Source organism: Hymenobacter metallilatus (genome assembly GCF_003944705.1).
Taxonomy (GTDB): Bacteria; Bacteroidota; Bacteroidia; order Cytophagales; family Hymenobacteraceae; genus Hymenobacter; species Hymenobacter metallilatus.
Genome location: NZ_RWIS01000001.1, coordinates 201202 through 216961 on the forward strand (window position 1 = coordinate 201202; position 15760 = coordinate 216961).

Consider the following 15760-nt stretch of genomic DNA (forward strand, 5'->3'; position numbering starts at 1 on the left):
CTTACTCCTGGGTTGGCGTAGCAGAAGGAGAAGCCAGCGGGTCGCCTACCTCAAAGAAGTTTCGCGACCAGAGGTAGCCCAGCGGCGAGCCTTCTTCTACCATGGCCACGATATCGGGCATATCGGCCACCCTCGACGCCTGGGTGTAGCCATCGGCTCCCCGGTGCAGAATCCAGACCTGCTCCGGCTCCATACTGTTCAGCAAGGCCGGCGAGTGAGTAGCCACCAATAGCTGCCGCGTTTCGGTGGCTTGAATAAGCTCCTCGGCCAGGCGCGGCAGCAGGCGCGGGTGCAGCTCGTTTTCCGGCTCCTCAATGCCCAGCAGCCCGGTGGCGTTGGGCTCGTACAGCAGCGTCAGCAGGGCCGCCAGCCGCATCGTGCCATCCGACATATACTGGGCCGGCAGCGGCTTCTCGAACGGCGCATCCCGGAAGCGCAGCAGCAGCCGCTCATCGGAGGTACTTTCCATCACCACCTCCGCCAGCCCCGGCACCCAGCGCCGCAGCTGCTCGCTGATGCGGGCCAGCGCCTCCGGGTGCTTGGTGTGCAGGTAGTACAGCACGTTGGGCAGGTTGTCGCCATTGGCCGACAGCTTCTCCCGCGGCCCCGCATCGGAGTAGCCCTTCAGGTGGTCGTCGGTGAGGTGGATGTAGCGGTAGGAGGTGAGTAATCTGGCAACTTGGAATTCTACTTGAGTTAGGCCTGAATCAAAGTCCATTATCCCCTCACTATAGGCACTGTGGAATAACCAAGGATGTTTAGAAGAGGCGCGTGCAAACCCCTCTACACCACCATAAGATATATCATAGTTATTGGGTGGGGTACCCTGTATCATGCGCAGCCTCTCGTCTTCAATCCTTACTAAACCACGATGTGTAAGTTTAAAAACTTGTTGTGTTATCCCCTTGTCTCGCTGTTCCATCACTTCATCCACAACCCAACAGCTTCCATTGTACTCATCAACAGCAAGAAGATAAATCAACGCTACCTCAGGCTCAACTTTAATTCTCACCTCAAACTCAATCGGCCCCTCCTGCCCGCGCGTGCGCATCCCCGCAAACCGGTTGCGCTTTTCCCAGGCTTGCTGCAGGTTGCCGCTCACGGCTTCGGCTAGAAACGCCAGCGCGTCGAGCACCGTGGATTTGCCGCTGCCGTTGGGGCCGATGAGTACCGTCAGCGGCGTCAGGTCGCGCAGCTCCACGTCGCGCAGGGCGCGGTAGTTTTTGATGCGCAGGTAGGTGAGGCGGGGGAAACCGGTAGTGGTGGGAACGTCGGGCATGGGGCAAGGCGGTAGTAGGTGCAAAGTACGGGGTTTCTGTACGTGACGTCCATACGCCCTTTGTCGGCTTTTATGGTGCCTGGGCAACGCCGGCTATGGTTTGCTGCTGAACATCGTTTACTTTCAAGTCCTATTTTCAGTACGCGCTATTTTTACCCTACAAATACTTGATTTTTCCAAGCCCGACGCGCCGCTTACCCCTGAACAAAAGCGGCGGCGTAACCTCCGTTTCAATCTTACGCTCTTGGCGGTGTTATGGGGAATCATCCTTGCCTTGCACTGGAACGAGTGGTGGGCGTTGTTACAGTTGCGGTCCACAACCACGGGGTTGCCCTGGCCCATTATTGTAAGCTGGTGGGGGCTTATGGCTCCCGTGGCATATTTTGGTTTCATTTTGCTACACGAAGGGGGCCACACGTTGATGGGCTGGCTGGCCGGGTTTCGGCTGCTGTCATTCAGTGCCGGACCACTGCATCTGACCCAGCAGGCCGACGGCTGGCAATGGAAACTTCAGCCACAGCGTGATAAGCTAAGCGGCTTTGTCGCAACCTATCCCGTACATCCGCACCACCTGCGCGGGCGCTATGCCTTACTGATTGCCGGTGGTCCGCTGGCTAACCTGCTTACGGGCGGACTGGCCCTGTATGCGCATTATCGTTGGCTGGTTCCCTATGGCTACACGCTGTCGGGGCCACTGTATCTGTTGGATGCAGCCAACTGTGTATTCGGATGGCTATCAATACTGGTAGGCGCCCTGAATTTGCTGCCCCTCACTTTATCTACTGGCCATATTATAGACGGTAAACGGCTTTGGGATTTGGCCAGGGGCGGATCGGCCATGCACCAGCACGTGGGGCTGCTGTATTTTCAGTATCTCCACCACCAGGGAACACGCCCCCGCGACTGGGACTTAGCTGCTGTAACGGCGTTTGCAGAATACCATAGCCACAGCGTGCTCGATTTGTATGCCCACTACCTAGCTTACTGCTACTATCACGACTGCCGCGACTTGGAAAAGCTGCGCCTGCACCTCAACGAAGCCCTGGACCGCCGCAAGCTCGGCCCCAAGTCCATGCAGCAGCATATACTGGCCGAGGCCGCTTACGTGGCAGCCCTGCACACTCACAACCACGAGCAGGCCCGCTACTGGCTGGATAAAGCGCAGCAGATAAAACCCTTCACGGACGAAGAAGCCTTGTTTGCACGGGCAGCTGTGGCTCACATAGAGGGTAATAACAAGGAAGCCAACCGGTTGCTGCAAGCCGCTCGCCTTCAAACACAGCAAGCTCCCCACATCAGCAACCGCGCCCCAGCCCAGGAGTGTTTCGACGACTTACAGGCGCGAATTGATCAAGCGGCATCTCAGCCCCGGCCGGTACAGCTGGAAACTAACTGTAATGTATGTTGAGAGTTGAGGCCCGCAGGTTGGTTTCATTCCGAGAGAAAGAGCCACCCAGCTACCTCACGACTGGCGCGTTTGCCAGTAGTCGCTTCATCTGGCAATGCGCAGATGCCGCTCCCGGTCGGCGGCGTAGAGCAGGCAGGCCTGAACCTGGGCCTGGGTCAACTCCGGGAAGTCCTTCAGAATCTCGGGTATAGTTTGGCCGCTGCCCAGCGAGCCCAGCACATCGGCCACGCTAATGCGCGTGCCCGCAATGCACAGCCGCCCGAAGCGTACTTCGGGGTTGATGGGCATCTATGCGTGGTAGTCCATAAGTACGGGGCTTTCTTAAATGTGCGGAATAGTGAGAGAATAGTTCTCACTATTCCTACCAGGTACACTCGTGCCAATTTCGCTACCGTCACGGCCAACGGCGCGGCGACGACGAGGGCAGGGGCATATGATTAACCTCTAGCTCATTGACTGCGTACCAGTAAGCTCCACCACTCTCCGTTCCCATGCAAAAGTCTCTCGTTGTTGCCAGCGCCTTGGCCCTGAGCCTGGCCGCCTGCAGCCAGGAAAAACCCGCCGAAACCACCACTGCCCCGGCCGCTACCGAAACGCCGACGGCCCCGGCCGCCCCAGCCGATGCTTCGGCCGGCGTGGAGCGCGCCGAAACGGCCGCTCCGGCGGCCCCCGCCACGCCGGCCCTGGGCACCCAGCCCGGCCCCAGAGGCACCCAGGTGGCTCTCACAAAGGCCCGCGTAGTAGGAGATATTCTGACGGTGGAGCTGCAGGCTTCCCTGCCCCCTACTGCCGATTCCAACTCGGAAACCGTACGCGCCGAAATCGACCAGATATCCTACATCGACGACGCTACCTCCCGCAAGTACAACGTGCTCAAAGACCAGTCGGGCATGTACATGGCGCTGCCCCTGGACTACAGCAAGAAAAGTGTGGCAGCCGATGCCCGCAAGTCCGGCCCCGGCATCATGAGCTTTAAGTTTCCGGCCCCGCCGGCTACCAGCACCACCATTTCGCTGAGCCTGCCGGGCATGGGCTCCTTCGACGGCATCACCATTCAACGATGAGCTGCGTCCTGCGCTGCAACCTGCGCCCGGCCGGGCTGCTGCTGGCGGCCCTGTTACTGGCGGGCTGCTCCGACAACCGCCCCTCCACCGATGCCGCCCCGCCCGAAGCCGGCCAGCCCCTGACGGGCACTGCCAACGCCCCCGTGGGCTCAGCAGCACCCACCCCGGCCGCTGAGGCAACTCCCGCCAGTGCCCCCCGCCCCGACCAGGGCCAGAAACTCACCGGCGCAGTCAGTGAGCTGTCGGGCGCGGCCAGCGACCTGGGCGGTAAAATGACGGACATGGGCCTGGTTATCAACTTTGATACCGACGTGCTGTTCGATTTCGATAAAGCCGACATCAAACCCGGGGCCACGCCTACCTTGGAGAAGCTGGCCGACGTAGTGAAGCAATACACCAAGAGCCGCGTCGTTATCAACGGCTATACCGATTCCAAGGGCGATGATGCCTACAACCGCACCCTCTCCCAGCGCCGCGCGCAGGCTATTGCCGACTGGCTGACCCGGCACCAGGCCGGCGCGGCCGGGCAGCTGCAGGTACAGGGCCTGGGTGAAGCCAACCCCGTAGCCCCTAACACCAAACCCGACGGTACCGACAACCCCGACGGCCGCCAGCAAAACCGCCGCGTGGAGGTTATTATCTCCTAGCTTTTGGTAGCTCAGCTGCTTCACCCTCAAAGCTGAGCTGGCCACCTGCTGGCCAGTTGGTAGCCGAAATACCGCCCGGCCGGGCAGCAGCACTTGGTTGTTGCTGCCCGGCCGGGCGGTTTGCGTAGCAGGCTCGCATGAGCCCCGGGCTCCCTAGCCTTCCGGCTGAATGGCCAATACCTGGGCCACTTCGTGCAGGCGGCGGGCAATGGGCGTCAGCAGCTCATCAGGTACGGGTACCTGGCCAGCGCTACGGGCTTTGAGGTAGCGCACCACCGCCATCTGGTTGTGCAGGGTTTCTTCGGCTTCCTGCCGCAGCTGCTCCCAGCCCTGGGTACTGCGGGCCAACAGGTGCTGGCGGCGGGCTTCCAGGGCCTGCATCACCAAGTCGGCCAGCTGCATCAGCAGCTGCTGCTCGGCCTCGGTCAGCTCGCGGGTCTCGTAGCCAGCCAGGCACACGGTACCCAGACAATAGCCCTGCGCCGTCCGCACGGGCGCTCCGGCGTAAAACCGGACCTGGCGCTCCTGGGAAGCAGAAGTACCCAGGCCCGGCACGGCGGCCAAATCGGTATAGACCAACACAGGTTCCTCGGCCTGGATGGCGCGGGTACAGAGGGTTTGCTCGGGAGCCAGCACTTCCTGCGCCGGCATTCCTACGCTGGCCTTGTGCCATACCTCCAGCTGGTGCACAAAGGCGATGCGCGCAACCGGCACGCTGAAGATATACGCAGCCAGCTCTACCAGGTCATCAAACAGCTTTTCCCGGGCCGAGTACAGGATATCGTACGAATCAAGCACCGCCAACCGGTTGGGTTCAGGAGGAGTCATATAGCCGGAAAGGAACGGTGGGCAGATGGCCAGGGGCCGGCCACAAACATACGAGGGCCGACTACACTTCCGAATTGTTCAGCTGCCTAAATCCGAAGGAAAAATCAATTACCTCCTGTTCTTTTGAGTAGTAGGGCTATGGTAGTGCGGTGGCATGGGTCAACGGTTGGCCTTATCCCCCGGCCCCTCTCGGAAAACGGAGAGAAGGAACCTGAAAAGCAGAACTCCTGTGCTTGTGCCGCACCACTTGCCTCGCCTACACGCACAACGCCCCCGGCCAGCCGACCGGGGGCGTTGGAAGTACCGGGCCGTTGCAGCGGCCTGGTACGCTGCCGTCACTCACGCGGCAGTACAGCGGGGCTACACCAGCTGCGGCACCTGGTTAGGGGTTTTCCGGGGGAACTTTGGGCGGGGCCGGGTGCCGCAGCGCTCAAACTCATCCAGCATGGTACGGCTGGCAACTGCCGCCACCCGGCTGGCCAGGTGCAGCAGCTCCAGGCTGAAGCTGGCTTCGCTGGTTAAGGCCGCCACCTGCGTGAGCTGGTAGGCCAGCTGCACTTGCTCGGCGGCTCCAATGGACTTCCAGGGCTGCGGCTGCGGCTTTAGCACCTGCTCCAGCTGCTCCAGCCACTCCAGCCCGTGCGGATGCGGGAAGGGCCAGCGCCAGGGCGGGCACAACTCGTCGCCGGGCTCCCAGCTGGCTGCCAGGCCCGATGCCGCCGAGCGGGCCATTTGCTGAGATACCCCAAAGGTCTGCTCGCGCAGGCTGGGGTCGGTGAGCTGGCTGCTGATCTGGCGTACCAGGTCGGCGGCGAGCAGGTTTACGTGGGCATCGGTGAAAACGAAATGCGAATGAGGAATCAAGGCATCCCAGGCGGCCGGATTGATGGCGCCGACGAGTTGGATTTTGGAATGCAGGGCAACGGCTTTGGCGTTCATGTTCATAGCAGGAAAATGCCTTCTGCTGAGCACGGCAGAAAGCAGAGGTGAAACACACTAGGCAAGGAAGATTTCTTACCTGCTTATCCTGGGCACGGCGCCATGCCAGGCAAGCAAAAAGAACACGTCCAAGTTCAGTATTTGGGGGAGCCGACGCAACCGCATATACATGTGGATCAGCGAGGTTTGGAGGCGGCAGTCCGGCACCGGACTATCTTGGTCCGGCTCTGGCAGGCGCTCAGGGTCATGCTTTCCGGCTTGGCGCAGCTACCAGCAGGGCCCGATGAAGCGGAAAAAACGCACTGAGCTGGTACTTCGGAGCCAGCCCAGGCACCGGATGGCAGCGGGTTGATTTCCGGGTTTCTGGGCGGTGCTGTTCCCGCCGTTCCTGTTGGGCTGCAAGCTAGGTTTTGGTGCAAAAACCGCCCGCCGGCAAGCTCAAGCGTAGGGTTGCAGAATTTTGGCTTTCCTCGCGGAGCAGCATCTCCCCCGGTAGACAGGCGTATACGGAGCATCTATTTCATCCTTTTTGCACAAAACGCCATGAAAATTTTCTTTGCTTCCGCAGTTGCCCTCTTGCTTGGTATCTCCGCTGCTTCGGCCCAAACTACCCAGAGTACTCCTACCGTAAACGGCAGCGTAAGTCCCCAGTCGTCGCCACCGGCGCAGCCCCAAGGCTCGCTGGGCACCCTGCCCGCCAGCAATACCCAGCCCGCCAGCGACCGGGCTACCATGACCCCCAACACTGCACCCACCATGACGCGGGAGCAGCGGAAAAACAAAGCCATGGAGAAGCGGGATAAGAAAAAAGCCAAAGCCTCGAACGGCTCCACCTACTAAGCTGCGCGAGCAGTCTGCCAGACTGCGGCCCACTTTCCTGCACCCAAAAGCGGCTCACTACACGGTGGGCCGCTTTTGTGCGTAGGAAAGCAGCGGAAGCATGATAATGCAGATCAACAGACCGCTCGTGCCGATGCGCTGCCGGGGCGGCAACGCATCGGCATACGGACGCCCAACCAGGCAAAGCCGTATTTCCAGCTGCCATACCCCCTCCAACCACCCGGAGCTTAGCATTGATTCAACCTGCTATTTGCGCCGATTTGGGGCAGTTTCTGCAGCGTCCGAGGGTATTTTGCGACTTTGCCTCGCTTTTCACTTTTTCCTTTCTCTGATGCTGCGCATGAAACGTGCCTGCTGGGTGGCCCTGCTGCTGGCAGCCAGTCCTGGTATTTCCGCTCTGGCCCAAACCATTTATTCACCCGGCCGCAAGCTTGCGCTACAGTTTCAGCTTAGCCCCGCCGGTGAGCCTACCTATCAGCTTCGCTTCGGGAGCAAACCGGTACTACAACCCAGCAAAATGGGGCTGCTACTGCAAAACCAGCCCGGCCTGCACCAGGGGTTTCAGATTATCCGTGTTGATTCCCTGACCCACGACGATACCTGGCAGCCGGTGTGGGGGGAGCAGAAAAACATCCGCAACCATTACCGCCAGCTCACGGTGCACCTGCGCCAGCCAGTCGCTCCCGGCCGCCTGCTGGATGTGGTGTTCCGGCTGTTTGATGACGGCCTGGGATTCCGCTACGAGGTGCCGCAGCAGCCCGGCCTCACCTATTTTGTGGTGCAGCAGGAAGCTACCGAGTTCAACCTGCCGGCCAACCACAAGGCCTTCTGGATTCCGGGCGACTACGACTCCAACGAGTACACCTACAGCACCACGCGCCTGAGCGAGGTGAATACTACTCCCATCGAACCCATTCAGCTGAAAGCCGACCCTACCCGCGTGCAAACTCCCCTGATGCTGAAAGCTGATGACGGGCTGTACGTGAACATCCATGAGGCCGCGCTGGTGAACTACCCCGCCCTGATGCTGGACGTGGATACCAGGAGCTTTGGGCTGCGCAGCCACCTGGTACCCGGCGCAACTGGCGCCGCTGCCTACCTGCAGGCCCCGGAGCACACGCCCTGGCGCACTATTGTGGTGAGCGACAAAGCGCCCGAGGTATTGGCCAGCCGACTTATTCTGAACCTGAACGAGCCTACCCAGCTCACCTCCACCGACTGGATAAAGCCCCAGAAATTTGTGGGCGTGTGGTGGGAAATGCACGTAAACCGGGCCAGCTGGAACTACGCCGATACCAGTAACATCAAGCTGGCCGGTACCAATTGGAGCAAGCTGCGCCCCAACGGACGCCATGGAGCCAACACCGCCAACGTGAAGCGCTATATCGATTTTGCCGCCCGCAACGGCCTGCAAAGCGTGCTGGTGGAAGGCTGGAACGTGGGCTGGGAGGACTGGGCCAACAACTGGAAGGAGGAGGTGTTCGACTTCGTGACACCCTACCCCGACTTCGACGTGCAGGAGCTGCAGCGCTACGCCGCCAGCAAAGGCGTGAAACTAATGATGCACCACGAAACCAGCTCCTCCGTAACCAACTACGAGCGACGCCAGGAAGCGGCTTACCGTTTCATGAAGGAGCACAACTATGATGCCGTGAAAACCGGCTACGTAGGCCGCATTATTCCGCGCGGGGAGCACCACGACGGGCAGTGGATGGTGAACCATTACAACCGCACCGCCGCCCTTACCGGCCAGCACCAGCTGCTGGTGGATATGCACGAATCGGTACGACCCACGGGGCTGCACCGCACCTACCCCAACTGGCTGGCCTCGGAGGCGGCGCGCGGCAACGAGTTTAATGCTTGGAGCAGCGGCAACCCACCCGAGCACGAAACCATTCTGCCCTTCACCCGCCTGATGGGCGGCCCCATGGACTATACGCCCGGCATCTTCCAGATCAAGCTGGAAAGCTGGAACCCAGCCCAAAACAAGGGCCGGCAGGTGCATACCACCCTGGCCAAGCAGCTGGCGCTGTACGTGACCATGTACAGCCCGGTGCAAATGGCCGCCGACCTGCCCGAAGCCTACGAGCAGCACGCCGATGCGTTTCAGTTTATCCGGGATGTGGCCGTAGACTGGGACGATACGCGCATTTTGGCCGCCGAGCCCGGCGACTACATCACCATTGCCCGCCAGGCCAAGGGTACGCAGGACTGGTACGTGGGCGCCGTTACCGATGAGCAGGCCCGGGCCCAAACCCTGCGGCTGGACTTTCTGCCGGCCGGCCGGCAGTACGAGGCAACCATTTACGCCGATGGCAAGGGGGCTTCCTGGGATAAGAACCCCATGGCCTACCAGATCCGCCGGCAGAAAGTCAGCAGCAAATCGGTGCTGCAGCTGCGGCTGGCGGCCGGCGGCGGGGCCGCCATCAGCCTCAAACCCCTGGCCCGGTAGGGCAGCAGGCCGGCTTACCATCCGGCCCCGCAGTTAGTAGCTGCAGCTCAGCAAACGAGGCCGCTGCGCCCAGTGCGCGGCGGCCTCGTTTGCTGAGCTGCAGCTACTAAAACCTTATTCCTAAATGGTTTACCTGGGAGTGACCACGCGCAGCTCCGCCCGGCCGCTACCCACTTCTCCTGCTCCCGAGATGCCCTGCACCGTGATGGTGTACACGCCCGCTGCCGGTGCCACGTCCACCAGCACACGCGCCCGGCCGGTTTCATCGGTTTGTACGGTGGGGTTCCAGTACAGCACATCCGGGCTGAGGGCGGGAGCTGGCCGAAACGCCTGGGGCCGGGAGTAGCGGGGTGGCGCATACAGAGGCGGCAGCACCGGGGCCGGACGGGTAGGGTCATAGTTGGGGTTGCCCCGGCGGGTAAGAAAGGCAATAGCCCCCGCCCCGGCTCTATCCCCGAAAATAGCTGCCGCGGCCGGTTTCAGCACTTCAATTGTCTCGATATCGTTGACGGGCACCGAGTTAATCATATTAATATCCGTGGATACCCCGTCCAGCAGCAACAGGGGGCTTTTGCCGGTTTGGCTGCCCGTAGGCGTTTCGGCAGAAGGTGGCAGGGGCACCCGGGCACCACGGGCCGTGGCGGCGGGGGCCAGCCGGAACCGCTCCATGGAGGAAGAGCTGTTGCCGCGCATAACCACCTGCAGAAAGCCCTGGTTGGATACCACCGTTACGCCCGGCACCCGGCCCTGTAGCACCTGTATTACGTCGCGGTAGGCGCTGATGCCCACTATGTTCTGCACCTGAATAACGGCATCGGCACGGCTATAGATGCGGCGGTTGTCGGGTTTAAGTGCCGGCCGGCCGTTGGCTTCTACTACCACATTGCGGAGCTCAATGCCCCGCCGGCCGGCCGCAGTGCCGGAGCCCGCAGCGGAGGTGCCCACTGCCTCTGAAGCAGCACCCAACGGCATCTGGGCTTCGGCTTCTGTGAGGGGAGCCACCGAGGCCACCTCGGCATCCAGCAGAATGCGCGGACGCTTCACTCCTTTTATGGGCAGGGCCTCAAGGCGGACGGGCAAGGTATCCTGGGCCGAGAAGCTGGCAAATGCAAAATGCCCCTGCGCATCCGTCAGCGTCTGCTCGGTTTTTTGGGTAACAGGGCGCGTGAGCACTACGGGCACGTTGGCCACGGGCTCCTGCCGGTCGTTGGTTACTTTGCCACCCAGCGTCAGGCCCTGCTCCGGGGCATAAGCCGCAGCCCCGGGCTCGGAGCCGCCGCGCCAGCGTTGGGTGAGCAGCCAGTCATCGGGCAGCCGTCCGGAGAGTGCCTCGGGAGCCTGGTACGCATCTGAGGGTACAACCGGACCACCCACGGCGGAGGTCAGGGTCAGGTAGGAATAGATATCGGGGGTGGCGGCCGCAACGGCAGGCCGGGCCTTGTTTATGGCCACCGAAAAGCGTCCGGCCACCGGCTGGCCCGCCGCATTCAGCACCTGTAGCTGCAGCGTGGCCCGCTCGGCGGGGGCATACTGGCTTTTGTCAGGCTGAATCCGGACGGTTAAACCAGGCGCAGCCTCCCCGTTGGCAACCAGCCGCTCACAATAGAGCGTTTGCTGCGCATCCAGCACCACCAGCCGCACCACACCGGCGGGCAGTTGCTTGCGGGGCAAACGAAATGTGGTTACCTCCTGCAGCCGGGCCTGCTGCGACACCACCACTCTGCCCTGAACCTGCGCCGCCAGAATCAGCGACTCGGGGGCGGCCGGGGGCTGGGGGCTGCGGCGGCGCACTGTCACGAGGTAGTCGGGGCCGGCTTCCTGCACCTGCATACTCACCCCGGTTGCCTGGGCCACCGGCAGTGCGTACACGCGGGCCGCTAACTCACCGCTCCGCCGCAGGTGGGCTTCGTAGCGGCGGCCCGGCAATGGCACCAGCTCGAAGCGGCCCAGCCCGGTTGGTCCGGCCACCAGTCGGGCTACTTCCTTGCCCTGGTCGTCCTGCACTGTGCCGCTCACGGCCTGACCCCGGCCGGCCGCATCGGTAGCCGTAAAGGCCACTACGCTGCTCAGGCCGCTTACCCAGCTGCCCCCTTCCGGAAAAAACTGCACCGCAAGGGCCGTTTCGTCCGCGGCCGTTTTCTGCGGAGCCGCCTGCACCAGGAAAGTGCGCGTGAACAAGCTGGCCGGCACATTACGCATCTGGGTGGTATAGGCCCGGATGAGGTAGCGCCCCGGAGCCAGGCTGGCAGGCAGGGTTACGTCGCCGGGGGCACTACCCGCCCGCACGGCCAGGGTGCGGTGAGCCAGCAGCTGCCCGTCGGGGGCCACCACATCTACGTACACCACCTGGCTGGGGCTGGCGGCCGGCAATACGTAGGCCGTAAACCACAGGGTTTCGCCGGCTGCATACGCCTCCTGGTTCAGGTGCAGATAGGCCTTCTCAGTGGCTGGGGCGGGAGTGGCGGCCTGGGCCCATAGGGGAACAGAAGCGGCCGGCACCAGGGCCAGCGCAACGGTTAGGGATACAGCCGTTGTAAAGCAGCGGAATAGCATGGCTCAGAATACGTACAGAATAGATAAGGCCCGTAAGTATAGCGGGTTTTGCAGTAGTGCCAGCCCTGCTACGCGCTGCCTCCGGTAGCTGCTCAGGCGGTTAGCACGCGCCCCCATCAAGGCCGCAGGAGGCTCCCTCGGGGCCGGCCAGCTGCACCGGTTGCGGGCGGGCTTCGGCCCACACCTTCTGGAGCACCTCCAGAAACAGCTCCGTGGGCTGGGCTCCGGAAACGGCATACTTGTCGTCGAATACAAAGTAGGGTACGCCCCGGACGCCAATCTGCTGGGCCTGGTATTCGTCGTAGCGCACTTCCTGCTCAAAGTCATTGGAAACCCAGAGCTGCGCCACTTCGGCGGCCGGCAGCTGCAGCTCAGCGGCCAGCTGCGTAAGGGTAGGCACGTCGTTGATGTCGAGTCCCTGCTCCAGGTAGGCCTGAAACAGACGTTCCTTGGCGGCATCCTGGCGGCCATGGCGGGCGGCCAGGTGCACCAGCCGGTGAGCCCGCAGGGAGTTGGCCGGCACTACCGTATCAAAGTTGAAAGCCAGGCCTTCCCCGGCCGCCATCTGCTCCATATTGGCGCTCATCTGCCGGGCCCAGGCCTCGTTCTGCCCGTACTTGTGGGCCAGGCGGGCGTACTGACTTTCGCCGGGCGTGGGGTTGGCTTGTGGGTCCAGCTCGAAGCTGCGCCACTGAACGGCTACCTCCCCGGCATGGTCGAAGGCTGCCAGGGCTTTTTCCAGGCGGCGCTTGCCGATGTAGCAAAACGGACACAGAATATCCGACCAGATTTCTATTTTCATGACGCAAATACGTTGGTGCAAGCTTGAACTGCCATAAGCCCATCCGGCCGTAAAAAGTTTTGTAGCTCCTTCTCCTGCCTGCATGTATACGCACACCTTCGAGGCCACGCTGGAAGCGGGCGGCCCCAGCTTTATGCCTACCCAGGTGGTAATAGTGCCTCCGCTGGTGCTGGAGGCGCTGGGTGGCAATGCTACCCGGCGGGTAACGGGCACGCTCAACGGCCACCCCGTACGCCTGGGCCTGCTGCCGCTTACCGGTGGGGGCCGCTACCTGCTCATCAACAAAGACCTGTGCCAGGCCAGTGGAGTGCAGCTGGGCCAGCGGGTTACTCTGGCCCTGGCCCCCGATCCGGAGCCCAACCGCGTAGACCTGCCCGAGGAGCTGGCGGAAGCCCTGGAAGCCTGGCCCGAGGCCGGTGTCCGGTTCGAACTGCTGGCCGGCAGCATGCGGCGGGCCGTGGCGCAGCACATTGGCAGCGGCAAACAGCCGGAAACCCGGGCCCGCCGGGCTGTGGAAATTACGGAGCGCCTGGCCCGGGGCGGGCACCCGCTCCGGAAAGGCTAAGTGGCCCTAGCGCGTCAGCACAATGCTTACTACCCGGGCGGGGCCGCCCACGGTAAACTTGCACTCATCAAAAGCGGGCGGGGCAAAGCGGGGGCGCACGTTGTTGGAAAAGGCAAAGGGCTCGGTGGGAATGCCCATCATGTTCTTGTCCAGCTTGTCGTTGTTGTTTACATCCTGGGTAATGGCCACGGCCCAGTCGCCGGGGGGCAGCTGCACGGGTAGCGTCACCTGCCGCTGGCCGCCGGGCTTCACCACCTTCATGAATGCATAGCCGCCCTTGGTCAGAAACCGGTCCCGCACGTTATAGAAATAGAGTTTCACGGCCGAAGTGGTGGAAGCCAGCGCCGACACCACCACGGTAACTGAGGCAGCATCGTCCGCTACGGCAGTGGTAGGCAGCAGGAGCCCCAGGGCACCGGCCATAGTAAGGCAGCGGGAACGAAGAAGCGGCATAGCAGAGGGGTAGACAGTGGCACAATGCATCGGCAACACCCAACCCCGCAAAAACATTCAGCCCCAGGCTTCGGGCTCCGGGCTCAGCGGGTGGCCAGGACCTGCTGCCAGGCCGCATCCAGCGACGAAACGTAGGTAGCCCGCAAGCCCAGGGCCGCTGCTTCCAGATTGTGCGCGTACTGCTGCAAAGCAATCTGGCCGAAAATGGTATCCGGGGAAACAAAAATCAGGTGCCGGATGCCGGCCGCATACGCGCGGGGGTTCCAGCTGTGCAGGGCCCACTGCTGGTCGGCGGGGGGCATGGCCCCGAACCGCCGGGTGTCGGCCACCCACCCCAGGCGGGGGTAGCGGGGCGCGTGGGCCTGATACAGCTCCAGGCCTTTATCAAGCAGAAACCGCAGGTTGTGGCTGTTGGCGAAGCCATGCCACCGGATCAGCAGGCAGGGAACATGGGGTAGCAGGAGCAGCTCACCGTACGATTCGGTATGGAGCCGTAGTTCAGACATGATACTGGGCGCCCGAGGGGGCTTAACCGGCCGGCAACTGGCTGCCAGCCTGCGGGGGTGTACGCGGCACCGGCCGGGGAGGAAAACCGGCTTCGGTCAACGCGGTAACCCGGCCGGCCAACTCTGGCTCCGGCTCGGCTAAGCACCTGAGGGCATCTGCAGCAGCCACTCGGCCGCCAGCTCGTACTCCTCAAATGTGAGAACGAGCGGCCACCCGGCCGCGGCCACCGAGTTATCGGCGTAGGAGCGGCCCTGGGCAACGGGGGCGTACACCCAGGCCAGGTAGTGCAGCCCCGCCTCAAACAGCAGGTGCATGATCTGGTAGCCCTGCTGCTCTTCTTCGGTCAGATCGAGCAGGGTTACCCGGGTGTTGTCGTTGAGCAGGCGCTGGTACCGGTGGGTCTGCACCAGCTCCAGCACCTTTTCTGAGCCCTCGCGCACAACCTCCAGCGTAAGATGCCCGCGCCACTGGGCATGCAGCCAACAGTTAACGGCGTCGTAGGTGAGCAGCAGGAAGGGCTTATCAAATAGAATACACTGCACCGGTGTCGGCTTTGGATGACGGAAGCTGGCCGCCCGCCGGGGCCGGAACCCCAGGCAGACGCAGCCTACATACTTGCGGCAAGAAACCAACCAGTCGTCGTTCTGGCCGAGTTGGGCCCACTGGCGTATTACGAGTTCAATATACTATTCATCAATCGATTATCCCCCGGTTTCACCCGTAAAAATCCGGCAGCCAGGGTGGCCCAGGCTGGCAGGTGGCCCCGCCCGCCGAGCCGGGCACCGGTCCGCCCGGCCACCACGCTACGACACGGCGCCCAGGCCGAATTTTCCGGTAGAGTTTGCGCCGGCGAAACCGATACTGGCACAGGGGTTGCAACTATTCCCGCCCGTACGGCCTCCTTGGCGTATCAGCCCATCTTTTTCGTTCCGTTACGCTGTACCTCACGATGCCGCTCCGTTACGCTTCGTTTTTAGCTGCTGTGGCCCTGCTCGGCGGCTGCACCAAACACGATGAGCCGGTGCCGGCCCCCGTGTACCTGCTCGACCAACGCTGGATCTTAACGGAGCTGGAGGGCCAGAAGCCCCAGCTGCAGGCCGGCAGTACCGCCACCGACCTCACCCTGAGCTCGGTGGAGGGTAGTAGCCGGGGCCGCGCCTTTTGTAACCAGTACGGGGGCCGGTACACCCTTGCAAGCGGCACTGCGGCGCTTACGTTCAGCGCGCAGGGCAGCACTTATGCCACCTGCGGCAACCAACAACAGGAAACCCGTTACCTGCAGCTGCTGCCCGGCATCACCCGCTACACCATCCGCAACCGGCAGCTTTACCTCTACGACGCCACCCACCCCGAGCCGCAGCTGGTGTTTGAGGCCGCGGAGTAAGGCCTGTAGCCGGCCCGCCGGCTTCGCCCCAGCAGCCAC

General features: G+C 62.5%; 16 protein-coding genes. 7 read left to right on the forward strand and 9 right to left on the reverse strand.

What is annotated here, in order from left to right; genetic code table 11:
- Position 1: 1 nt before the first annotated feature.
- Positions 2 to 1279, reverse strand: a complete 1278-nt coding sequence (locus tag EI290_RS00750) for an AAA family ATPase (RefSeq protein WP_125425647.1) — start codon at positions 1277 to 1279, stop codon at positions 2 to 4.
- A gap of 100 nt (positions 1280 to 1379) precedes the next feature.
- Here EI290_RS00750 and EI290_RS00755 point away from each other — a divergent pair, with 100 nt between their 5' ends.
- A complete protein-coding gene (locus EI290_RS00755) occupies positions 1380 to 2687 on the forward strand; it encodes a zinc metalloprotease (protein WP_125425649.1) in 1308 nt (435 codons plus the stop codon).
- An 84-nt stretch (positions 2688 to 2771) separates the two neighbouring features.
- Here EI290_RS00755 and EI290_RS00760 read toward each other — a convergent pair whose 3' ends face one another.
- Positions 2772 to 2975: a DUF433 domain-containing protein gene (locus EI290_RS00760; RefSeq protein WP_185816779.1), complete on the reverse strand. Its 204-nt coding sequence runs from the start codon at positions 2973 to 2975 to the stop codon at positions 2772 to 2774.
- Between the two features lie 203 nt (positions 2976 to 3178).
- On the opposite strand from EI290_RS00760, the gene EI290_RS22265 reads away from it, so the two are divergent.
- Positions 3179 to 3751: a hypothetical protein gene (locus tag EI290_RS22265; protein ID WP_185816780.1), complete on the forward strand. Its 573-nt coding sequence runs from the start codon at positions 3179 to 3181 to the stop codon at positions 3749 to 3751.
- Positions 3748 to 4398: an OmpA family protein gene (locus EI290_RS00770; protein ID WP_125425651.1), complete on the forward strand. Its 651-nt coding sequence runs from the start codon at positions 3748 to 3750 to the stop codon at positions 4396 to 4398. Before EI290_RS22265 ends, EI290_RS00770 begins: the two co-directional genes overlap by 4 nt.
- Before the next feature lie 153 nt (positions 4399 to 4551).
- Here the strand turns inward: EI290_RS00770 and EI290_RS00775 are convergent, their stop codons facing one another.
- Both EI290_RS00775 and EI290_RS00780 read right to left on the reverse strand, forming a co-directional pair.
- The gene (locus tag EI290_RS00775) at positions 4552 to 5226 is read right to left on the reverse strand and encodes a GAF domain-containing protein (RefSeq protein WP_125425653.1); all 675 of its coding nucleotides are present in this window, start codon (positions 5224 to 5226) and stop codon (positions 4552 to 4554) included.
- A gap of 360 nt (positions 5227 to 5586) precedes the next feature.
- Positions 5587 to 6165: a hypothetical protein gene (locus EI290_RS00780; protein WP_125425655.1), complete on the reverse strand. Its 579-nt coding sequence runs from the start codon at positions 6163 to 6165 to the stop codon at positions 5587 to 5589.
- Positions 6166 to 6708: 543 nt separating this feature from the next.
- Between EI290_RS00780 and EI290_RS00785 the strand changes: the two genes are divergently transcribed.
- Positions 6709 to 7005 (forward strand): hypothetical protein, encoded by a 297-nt coding sequence (locus EI290_RS00785; RefSeq protein ID WP_125425657.1) that lies wholly within the window; start codon positions 6709 to 6711, stop codon positions 7003 to 7005.
- A gap of 340 nt (positions 7006 to 7345) precedes the next feature.
- On the forward strand, positions 7346 to 9457 hold the full coding sequence (locus EI290_RS00790; RefSeq protein ID WP_125425659.1) for a glycoside hydrolase family 97 protein: 2112 nt from the start codon (positions 7346 to 7348) through the stop codon (positions 9455 to 9457).
- A gap of 129 nt (positions 9458 to 9586) precedes the next feature.
- Here the strand turns inward: EI290_RS00790 and EI290_RS00795 are convergent, their stop codons facing one another.
- A complete protein-coding gene (locus EI290_RS00795) occupies positions 9587 to 12010 on the reverse strand; it encodes a carboxypeptidase-like regulatory domain-containing protein (protein WP_125425661.1) in 2424 nt (807 codons plus the stop codon).
- Between the two features lie 100 nt (positions 12011 to 12110).
- Entirely contained in the window at positions 12111 to 12812 is a 702-nt protein-coding gene (locus tag EI290_RS00800; protein WP_125425663.1) for a DsbA family oxidoreductase, read from the reverse strand.
- 82 nt (positions 12813 to 12894) lie between these two features.
- Between EI290_RS00800 and EI290_RS00805 the strand changes: the two genes are divergently transcribed.
- Positions 12895 to 13377, forward strand: coding sequence for a YdeI/OmpD-associated family protein (locus EI290_RS00805; RefSeq protein WP_125425665.1), 483 nt, complete (start codon positions 12895 to 12897; stop codon positions 13375 to 13377).
- Between the two features lie 6 nt (positions 13378 to 13383).
- Here EI290_RS00805 and EI290_RS00810 read toward each other — a convergent pair whose 3' ends face one another.
- From EI290_RS00810 to EI290_RS00820, 3 genes are all read right to left on the reverse strand, one after another.
- On the reverse strand, positions 13384 to 13830 hold the full coding sequence (locus EI290_RS00810; RefSeq protein WP_185816781.1) for a DUF2141 domain-containing protein: 447 nt from the start codon (positions 13828 to 13830) through the stop codon (positions 13384 to 13386).
- Positions 13831 to 13913: 83 nt separating this feature from the next.
- A complete protein-coding gene (locus EI290_RS00815) occupies positions 13914 to 14336 on the reverse strand; it encodes a hypothetical protein (RefSeq protein ID WP_125425669.1) in 423 nt (140 codons plus the stop codon).
- A 138-nt stretch (positions 14337 to 14474) separates the two neighbouring features.
- Positions 14475 to 14879, reverse strand: a complete 405-nt coding sequence (locus EI290_RS00820; RefSeq protein WP_125425671.1) for a hypothetical protein — start codon at positions 14877 to 14879, stop codon at positions 14475 to 14477.
- 407 nt (positions 14880 to 15286) lie between these two features.
- Between EI290_RS00820 and EI290_RS00825 the strand changes: the two genes are divergently transcribed.
- Complete coding sequence (locus tag EI290_RS00825; protein WP_125425673.1) at positions 15287 to 15721, forward strand: META domain-containing protein; 435 nt, start codon at positions 15287 to 15289, stop codon at positions 15719 to 15721.
- The last annotated feature ends 39 nt before the right edge of the window (positions 15722 to 15760 follow it).

Bases quoted from the DNA above. Each gene is read 5' to 3' on its own strand.
- EI290_RS00750 (WP_125425647.1), bottom strand. From the start codon at position 1,279: ATGCCCGACGTTCCCACCACTACCGGTTTCCCCCGCCTCACCTACCTG.
- EI290_RS00760 (WP_185816779.1), bottom strand. From the start codon at position 2,975: ATGCCCATCAACCCCGAAGTACGCTTCGGGCGGCTGTGCATTGCGGGC.
- EI290_RS22265 (WP_185816780.1), top strand. From the start codon at position 3,179: ATGCAAAAGTCTCTCGTTGTTGCCAGCGCCTTGGCCCTGAGCCTGGCC.
- EI290_RS00770 (WP_125425651.1), top strand. From the start codon at position 3,748: ATGAGCTGCGTCCTGCGCTGCAACCTGCGCCCGGCCGGGCTGCTGCTG.
- EI290_RS00775 (WP_125425653.1), bottom strand. From the start codon at position 5,226: ATGACTCCTCCTGAACCCAACCGGTTGGCGGTGCTTGATTCGTACGAT.
- EI290_RS00780 (WP_125425655.1), bottom strand. From the start codon at position 6,165: ATGAACGCCAAAGCCGTTGCCCTGCATTCCAAAATCCAACTCGTCGGC.
- EI290_RS00785 (WP_125425657.1), top strand. From the start codon at position 6,709: ATGAAAATTTTCTTTGCTTCCGCAGTTGCCCTCTTGCTTGGTATCTCC.
- EI290_RS00790 (WP_125425659.1), top strand. From the start codon at position 7,346: ATGAAACGTGCCTGCTGGGTGGCCCTGCTGCTGGCAGCCAGTCCTGGT.
- EI290_RS00795 (WP_125425661.1), bottom strand. From the start codon at position 12,010: ATGCTATTCCGCTGCTTTACAACGGCTGTATCCCTAACCGTTGCGCTG.
- EI290_RS00800 (WP_125425663.1), bottom strand. From the start codon at position 12,812: ATGAAAATAGAAATCTGGTCGGATATTCTGTGTCCGTTTTGCTACATC.
- EI290_RS00805 (WP_125425665.1), top strand. From the start codon at position 12,895: ATGTATACGCACACCTTCGAGGCCACGCTGGAAGCGGGCGGCCCCAGC.
- EI290_RS00810 (WP_185816781.1), bottom strand. From the start codon at position 13,830: ATGCCGCTTCTTCGTTCCCGCTGCCTTACTATGGCCGGTGCCCTGGGG.
- EI290_RS00815 (WP_125425669.1), bottom strand. From the start codon at position 14,336: ATGTCTGAACTACGGCTCCATACCGAATCGTACGGTGAGCTGCTCCTG.
- EI290_RS00825 (WP_125425673.1), top strand. From the start codon at position 15,287: ATGCCGCTCCGTTACGCTTCGTTTTTAGCTGCTGTGGCCCTGCTCGGC.